Origin of the sequence: Corallococcus llansteffanensis, assembly GCF_003612055.1 — a bacterium.
In the GTDB taxonomy this organism is placed as follows: Bacteria; Myxococcota; Myxococcia; order Myxococcales; family Myxococcaceae; genus Corallococcus; species Corallococcus llansteffanensis.
On record NZ_RAWB01000482.1, the window covers coordinates 1 to 7,580 of the forward strand.

At 71.6% G+C, this 7,580-nt stretch carries 7 protein-coding genes; 2 read left to right on the forward strand and 5 right to left on the reverse strand.

The window, feature by feature from the left end; all coding sequences use genetic code 11:
* Positions 1–60: 60 nt before the first annotated feature.
* Positions 61–1,446, forward strand: coding sequence for an ATP-dependent RNA helicase DbpA (gene dbpA / locus D7V93_RS32595; protein ID WP_120647095.1), 1,386 nt, complete (start codon positions 61–63; stop codon positions 1,444–1,446).
* A gap of 9 nt (positions 1,447–1,455) precedes the next feature.
* Here the strand turns inward: dbpA and D7V93_RS32600 are convergent, their stop codons facing one another.
* From D7V93_RS32600 to D7V93_RS32610, 3 genes are all read right to left on the reverse strand, one after another.
* The gene (locus tag D7V93_RS32600; RefSeq protein WP_244237656.1) at positions 1,456–2,145 is read right to left on the reverse strand and encodes an abortive infection system antitoxin AbiGi family protein; all 690 of its coding nucleotides are present in this window, start codon (positions 2,143–2,145) and stop codon (positions 1,456–1,458) included.
* A gap of 141 nt (positions 2,146–2,286) precedes the next feature.
* A complete protein-coding gene (locus tag D7V93_RS32605) occupies positions 2,287–3,582 on the reverse strand; it encodes an APC family permease (protein ID WP_244237657.1) in 1,296 nt (431 codons plus the stop codon).
* 59 nt (positions 3,583–3,641) lie between these two features.
* Positions 3,642–4,175, reverse strand: a complete 534-nt coding sequence (locus D7V93_RS32610; RefSeq protein WP_120647097.1) for a hypothetical protein — start codon at positions 4,173–4,175, stop codon at positions 3,642–3,644.
* A 103-nt stretch (positions 4,176–4,278) separates the two neighbouring features.
* Here D7V93_RS32610 and D7V93_RS32615 point away from each other — a divergent pair, with 103 nt between their 5' ends.
* Positions 4,279–5,412 carry a hypothetical protein gene (locus D7V93_RS32615; protein ID WP_120647098.1) on the forward strand — a complete coding sequence of 378 codons (1,134 nt, stop codon included), beginning with the start codon at positions 4,279–4,281 and terminating at the stop codon, positions 5,410–5,412.
* Here the strand turns inward: D7V93_RS32615 and D7V93_RS32620 are convergent.
* Together D7V93_RS32620 and D7V93_RS32625 are read right to left on the reverse strand one after the other, a co-directional pair.
* The gene (locus D7V93_RS32620) at positions 5,396–6,445 is read right to left on the reverse strand and encodes a GNAT family N-acetyltransferase (RefSeq protein ID WP_120647099.1); all 1,050 of its coding nucleotides are present in this window, start codon (positions 6,443–6,445) and stop codon (positions 5,396–5,398) included. The genes D7V93_RS32615 and D7V93_RS32620 overlap by 17 nt on opposite strands.
* Positions 6,446–6,588: 143 nt before the next feature.
* Entirely contained in the window at positions 6,589–7,575 is a 987-nt protein-coding gene (locus D7V93_RS32625; protein WP_120647101.1) for an endonuclease/exonuclease/phosphatase family protein, read from the reverse strand.
* Between the last annotated feature and the right edge of the window lie 5 nt (positions 7,576–7,580).

Consider the following 7,580-nt stretch of genomic DNA (forward strand, 5'->3'; position numbering starts at 1 on the left):
CTGCTACAAGGGCGCGCGTTACCCCCCGAGGCGCCCGTGCCTCCGTCCCCCGAGGCCCCGATGGACTTCTCCGCGCTCGCGCTGTCACCCCCGCTGCTCCAGGTGCTGGAGGAGCTGGAGTTCCGCACCGCCACTCCCATCCAGGCGCAGACCATCCCGGTGCTGTTGCAGGGGAAGGACCTCGTGGGGCAGGCCCGCACGGGCAGCGGGAAGACGGCGGCGTTCGCGCTGCCCATCCTCCAGAAGATCCAGCTCACCCAGGACCGGCGGCTCCAGGCGCTGGTGCTCTGTCCGACGCGTGAGCTGTGCGCGCAGGTGGCCGGAGAGATCCGCCGGCTGGCGCGGCGCCTGAATGGCGTCCAGGTGCTGGCGCTCGCGGGCGGGTCGCCCATCAAGCCCCAGGTGGAGGCGCTGGAGAAGGGCGTGCACATCGCCGTGGGGACGCCCGGGCGCATCCTCGACCTGCTGGACCGCGAGGTGCTGGACACGCGCTCGCTGGCCACGGTGGTGCTGGATGAAGCGGACCGGATGCTGGACATGGGCTTTCGCGAGGATATGGAGCGCGTGCTGAGCACGACGCCCGCGAAGCGGCAGACGGTGCTCTTCTCCGCGACGTTCCCGGACGACATCGAGAAGCTGAGCCGCGCGTTCCAGAAGGACCCCGTGCGGGTGTCACTGGCGCAGGAAGAGGCCGCGCCGGACATCCAGCAGGTGGCGTACGCGTGCCAGCCGGAGGAGAAGCTGGGCGTGTTGTTGCGCCTCCTGAAGCAGCACCAGCCGGCGTCCGCCATCGTGTTCTGCAACTTCAAGGCGGTGGTGGTGGAGCTGACGCGCGAATTGGTGAAGGCGGGCGTGAGCGCGGACGGGTTGCAGGGGGACCTGGAGCAGTTCGACCGGGACCGGGGGATGGCGAAGTTCCGCAATCACAGCACGCGCGTGCTGGTGGCCACGGACGTGGCGGGCCGGGGCATCGACGTGGAGGCGCTGGACGCGGTGGTGAACTACGAGATGCCGCAGCAGCCGGAGGCCTATGTGCACCGCATCGGGCGCACGGGCCGCGCGGGGCTGCGCGGGCTGGCCCTCTCCCTGGTGACGCGCTCGGACAGCCGCAAGGTGGAGGACATCGAGGGCACCACGGGCGTGAAGCTGGAGAAGGGGGACGTGGACGCGCTGGTGCCGGAGAACATGCCGGGCGTGTCGCTCATCTCCGGCTGGGAGACGCTGTCCATCTCCGCCGGGCGCAAGGACAAGATGCGGCCCGGAGACATCCTGGGCGCGCTCACGGGCGAGGCCGGCGGGCTGGCCGCGACGGACGTGGGCAAGATCGAGATCCACGACCACCACGCCTTCGTCGCCGTCTCCAAGCGCGTGGTGAAGGTGGCGTTCCAGCGCCTGAGCGAAGGACGCATCAAGGGCCGCAAGCACCGCATCGAGCGGGTGAAGTAGCGAGGCCCGTCAGCCCGGTGCGCTCTTGCGCTCGGTCCATGACGAGGGTGGCGCTTCCGCGTGCTTCGCCAGCGCTTCGGCGATCTGCGCTTCCTTCCAGCCTGGATCCAACACGGGGCAGAAGTAGCCCGGCCCCGCGCGCTCGCGCACCGCCCAGGCGAAGAAGTCCTGCGCCAGGGTGTGCACCTCCTCGGGAAGGAAGAGGGCCGCGACGTCGTACTCGGTGAAGCGCAGCAGCCCCGGCACTCGCCACTCGCGCTCCCAGTCGAAGCGGTAGCTGTAGGGCGCGTTGTGCGCGTCCCCCTGGATGTCCACGAAGGGCGTCACCGCCCACACCGGCTCCTTGTGCGGCTCCTTCGCTGCCAGCGCCTGGTCCAACTGGTGCTTCATCGCCAGGTGCGCCGGGGAGCCGTATTGCACGTACCAGACGGGCCCTCCGCCTTGCGACAGGATGAAGCTCTTGCGGAAGGCGATGCCGTACAGGCTCCTGCGCTGCACCAGCCTGCCGAGCTGATCGATGGGGATCTCGCTGAAGCACACCGAACGGCTCCGGTCCGCCACCTTCGCCTCCCGCCGCGCGATGCCAAAACCCTCCGCGCCCGGGATGAGCGTGCGCGCTCCCAGGATGCTCATCATGTTCTGGTAGGCGTCGTGGTACGGGGGCCCGGGCTTCGTGAAGTGCACCACGAAGTCAGACATGTCCCGCCACTGCGCATTCGCCTGATACCCGAGCATCGACCCGAAGACCCCCGCCGGAGTCTTCCTGCTCGGTCACCCGCGTGCAACACAACGTGATGGGTTGTCTTCGTGCCTGCCCGCACTGCGGACAGGCAGGCGCTGTCAGGGTAGGGGACCGGGCACGGGAGCCCTCGGCCGCGACAGCTGCATGAGCGCGAGCCCTGCGAGCACCGCCAGGGAGGCGACCGCCGCCTCGCGTGCGCTCGCGCCGAAGGCCACCAGCGTCAGGCCCAGCACCAGGGTGGGCACCGCGAGCAAGGCATGCGCCGGCCGCAGGTTCCGCTCCCGCCGCAGGGACAGCACCGTGAGCGCGGCGGCCGTGACACCGAACTGCATCAGCACCGCGATGGCGGAGAGCGCGAAGAGCTCCGACAGGTCCCCCAGGTTCACGAACCCCATCACCAGCGTCCACGTCACCGCGAGCGCCCGCGTCGGCACGCCCGACGCCGACATCCGCTCCAGCCCGAACAGCGAGCGCTCCCCGGATGCCAGCGCGGACAGGTAGCGCGGCGTCGTCACCATCATCCCCAGGCAGATGCCCAGCGCGGACACGCTGGTGCCCGCGGCCACCAGCCGCTCCAGCCCCACGCCGCCCCAGACGCTCGCCGCCTGCACCAGGGGCGCCTTCGCCTCCGCCAGCGCCGGCAGCGCCGCCACGCACGCCCACGTCAGGCCCACGTACAGCAGCGCCGCCACCAGCAGCGAACCCACCGTGGCCATGGGCACCGTGCGCTCCGCCGAGCGCACCTGCCCCGCGATGACCGGGACGATCTCGAACCCCTGGTACGCGAACATCACCGCCAGCCCCGCCTTCAGCCAGGACCCTCCCGTGGCGGGCAGCGGGGGCGGCACCTCTCCGGCCGCCGGCAGGAAGAGGAAGGCCCCCAACAGCGCGGCCAGGGGCACCAGCTTGAGCACCGTGAGCGCCGTCCACGTCCGCGCCGACACGCGGATGCCGGAGGCCACCAGCGCCGTGAGCGACGTCACCAGCGCGGAGGCCAGCAGCCGCTCGCCCACGGGCCCCGCCAGCCCCACCGACGGCGCCAGCGCCCGCGCCAGGCCCGCCATCACCGCGGACGCGCTCAGGAAGGCGCTGACGTAGGCCACCCACCCGACGAGGAAGGACGCTCGCTCGCCAAACGCCGCGCGCGCGAAGACGACGGGCCCACCGTCCGCGTCGAACCGCCGCCCGAGCACCGCGAACGCGAGCGCCACCGGCACCAGCGCGAGCCCTGTCAGCGCGAAGGCCCACACCGCGGCCATCCCGGGGGCCTGGGCGGCGATCTCCGCCGGCGCGAAGAAGATGCCGACGCCGACGATGCCGTTGACGCCCAGCGCCAGCAGTTGGAAGGGACCGATGGTGCGTTTGGGAACGGCGTCAGCAGGGTGGGTGGACACGGGGTGTCAGTTCACTACAGCAGGGGCCCCGGCGCCATGGCCCGGCGCCCAATGACTGCTCAGGGATGGGCGAGGATCAGGCTGAGCGCCGCCATCCGGCCGGACGCGGAGCCCTGCCCCAGCGCCTCCGGGATGGCGACCTTCACGTTGTCCTCGCGCTGATCTCCACAGGCGCGCGTGCCGCGGTAGTGCTTGCGGTCGCGGTCGACGATGAGGTTGTAGCCGCACGGCCCCACCGAGCCCGCCAGCTCGTCCGGGCTGAGCGTCAGGGAGGAGGGCTGGCCCGCGAAATTCCCCGACATCTCCACCACCTCCGGGCGCTCCCTCACGGAGAGGTCCACCGGCTGCTGCCCCACGGTGCCCTGGATGCGCTGGTCCGACAGCTTCAGGTCCACGGGGCGCTGGAAGGCCTGTCCGCGCAGCGCATCGTCCGTCAGCTGGAGCCGCAGGTCCGGCCCCTGGAGGCCCTGCGCGGTGACGCTCGCGCGCACGGTCGTCCGGGGCGTCTCGAGTGACACGGTGTCGCTCTTCTTGGCGAGGGCAGGTCCGCCCACGAGCAGGGCGGCGGCGGTGAGGAGGCGCGCGGTCTTCATGCTCCAAAGCTGGGGCCCGGGGGCACGCGTCACCAGGGGCGCGCCCCGGCCGCTCGGAGGGCCGCGCTCGGGAGGGCGCATGCCTCCGTGATATCCGTGCCATGTGTCCCGCACGCGCCTGCTGGCCCTCCTCGTCACACTCGTCGCCCTCCTGGTCGCCGTCTGGCAACGGACGCGGGCGGTGGAGCGGCTGTCCCAGGACTACGACGAGGCGACCTATCTGCCCATCGCCTACAGCTATGCCCAGATGCTCGACCAGGGCCGCTGGGGGGACGTGGGCGCCCTCCGGGAGAACTTCGAACACCCGCCGCTGGTGAAGCTGCTCTTCGCGGAGGCGGTGCGCGTGACAGGGGCTCCCGAGCCGGAGTGGGACAACGTGCCCATGGGCCAACCCCTGCCGGAAGCCGCGCGGCCCGCGTTCCGTGCGACGCGGCGCCTGTCGGCGGTGGCCGGGGTGCTCCAGGTGGGGCTGGTCGCCACCGTGGATCCGCTGGGCGCGCTGCTGCTCGCGTGGGACCCGTACCACACGAAGTACACCTCGCAGGCGTACCTGGAGGCGGTGCCCGGGCTCCTCGCGGTGCTCGCGCTGCTGGCCTTCGAGCGCGCGCGACGGGGGGCGAGGGACTTCGCGCCCGGGTGGCTCGCGGTGTCCGGGGCGCTGCTCGGGCTCGCGGCGGCGGGGAAGTATCCGTATGGCCTGGTGGGCGGGCTCACGATGCTGCCCTTCCTGGTGACGGGAGCGCGGACGCGGTGGCGGGCGTGGGCCGCGTTCGTCGTGCCCACGGCGGCGGTGTTCTTCCTCGCGAACCCCGCGCTGTGGTCCTCGCCGTTCGCGTCGCTGTGGGAGTCCGTCACGTTCCACTGGGACTACTCGCACAGCGAGCACGTGCGGCGCAGCGCGCTGCCCTGGTACCAGCCGCTCGCGTTCCTCGTGGATCCGTGGCTGTCCCGGTCGCAGGAGGGCATCTACCTCACGGGCTTCAACGCGTGGGCGCTGCTGCCGCTGGCGGTGGTGGGCGCGCCCCGGACCTGGCGCGAGCGGCCCGTGTGGGCGGTGGGCGCTGGCGTGGGGCTGGTGTTCCTCCTGCTGTGGAGCACCAAGTGGCCGCAGTACCTGCTGCTCGTGCTGCCCGCGCTGTGCATCTGCGCGGGCGGGGGCGCGCGCACCGTGTTCGGCTGGGGCGCGCAACTGGTGCACAAGGTCCGCGCCCGGGGACGCTTCAGCGCAGGTGCGTGAACACCTGGGGCGAGGCGGGAAGCTCCACGCCGGAGGTGGGCACCAGGCACGTCAGCTTCGCGCCCCCGGGCAGGGGCAGCCACCCCGCACGCCACAGGAGTGAGGCCGGGAGACAGGGGTTGCGCAGCATTCCGGCGCACGCCACGCCCCGGCGCTCCATGTCCTGCATGGCGACCTGGAGCAGGCGCTGCCGGTCGGCGGTGGACACGGCGTCGTCGAAGGCCATCAGGTCCACGACCTCCGCGGTGATCTCCCCCACGCCTGTCATCAGGAGGCTGTAGCTGTTCACCAGCCCCCGGACCTCCCCGTCCTGCTCCAGCACGAAGGTGCGCGGCACATCCTTGTACTGGAGTTGGTGCGCCAGCCGCTCCGTCGTGTAGGCGTACCCCAGCGTCACCGGCCGCATCATCCGCTGGACCAGGGCCATGCAGCGGGACAGGTCGCTGGGACGATAGGGCCGGATTCCCCCGGTGGCCGCCTTGCGGAAGCCCTGCCTCAGGAAGGGCCGCGCCAGGGCGAACAGCCGCCGCTGGGAATCGGTGAACGACCAGCGCGCCAGGGCCCGCGCGTCAAAGACATACAGCCACAGCCCCAGTCCGTGGAGGGGATGCGCGCTCCGCGCCCGCCGCCAGAAGCCCGGCTCGTGAGGCCCTGTCGCCACACAGCCCAGGGTGAGCCAGGCACCGCGATCGCGGTGACGCCGGAACAGCTCCCGCGTCAGCCTGCCGCCGATTCCCTCCCGGCGATGGGAATGGGTGACGGTCGCGCGGCCCCCATAGGTGCCATTCACCTCCCGGGTGCCGATCCGGATCTGGGCGGGCTCCGCGAACAGGGTCCCCACCAGCCTCCCCTTGTCATACGCCGCGACCAGGTAGTCGCGCGGGGCCTGTCCGTCCCGGAAGAGCAGCCAGTCGATGAGGCGTTCATTCCAGACGGGCAGCGGCGACGTCCTGCCGTAGCTCGATTGCCAGACGCGGTTGATGAACCAGGACGCCTCCGCAGCGTCACCTTCGAACGTGCGCACCTCAACCATGGCGCGCTCCGGGGAAGGTGCTCCAGATGCTTCGCCACGGCATTGCCATCATGGCGGAGAACTTAAGGAGGGGAGGCGTGCGGGAAACCGGTCCCCGGGTGCACCCAGGTCAGGGGTTGCGGCGACCGGTTTCGTTCATTGCGTCAGGGCGTCGGTTCGACGAGGAAGTCCGCGTACACGGCGCAGTGGTCGGAGCCGCCGTAGCCGTTGCCCTCGCGGGCCACGCGGAAGGAGCCCGGGACGTAGGTGCCCCCCGCGGGCGCGGGCGCGAGGAAGAGGTGGTCGATGGCCTGACGTTGACCTGAATAGACATACGTCCAGGTCTCGCTGGCCGGCCGGTCGCTCGCGACGCGCAGCAGGGCTCCGTCCCGTTCCAGCGCGTTGAGGGCCTCCGAGCCGGGGACGTCGTTGAGGTCTCCACCGAACACCACCAGGGCCCCGGGGGAGGTCTTCGCCACGCCCGCGACGATGTCCCGCGACGCGTTGGCCTCGGCGATGCGGCGGCCTGGATCGTCGTCCACCTTGGAGCGGAAGTGCGCCGCGAAGACGATGGTGTCCGCGCCGTCCACGTCCACGTGCACCTCCAGCAGCTCGCGCGAGAAGCGCGTCGACGAGCCGTCCGGGCGATAGATGATCTGGTCGCGGTGGCGGCGCACGTCGGTGATGGGATGGCGGGAGAGGACCGCCACGTCCACCGACGCCGCGCCGCCAATCTCCCCGAGCTGCGCGAAGCCGAACGCCGGCATGCGGCGCTGGAGCTCGTCCAGGGACGTCTGCGTTTCGATCTCCTCCAGCAGCACCACGTCCGCGTCGAGCGCGGTGATGGCCCGGGAGAGCCGCTCCGCCTGCTGCGCGAACTCCGACACCGTGGGCAGCTCCTCGTAGTTGGTGCCTCCGCAGGAGCCTGAATCACACACGGTGTCGAAGAGGCGGTGCACGTTGAAGGCCGCGATGCGCACGCGGTTGCCGGACCCGATGGGCGTGCCGCTGTCGGGCGTGGTGCAGGTGCCGGTGACACAGGCTCCGCCATCCGGTGGGGGCAGGGTCTGCGGGTCGCGGCCCTCACAGCCCGCGAAGGCGAGGAGGAGGCCGCACAGGGCGAGCTTCGAATGGGGGCGGAAGGAGCGCAGGGGGG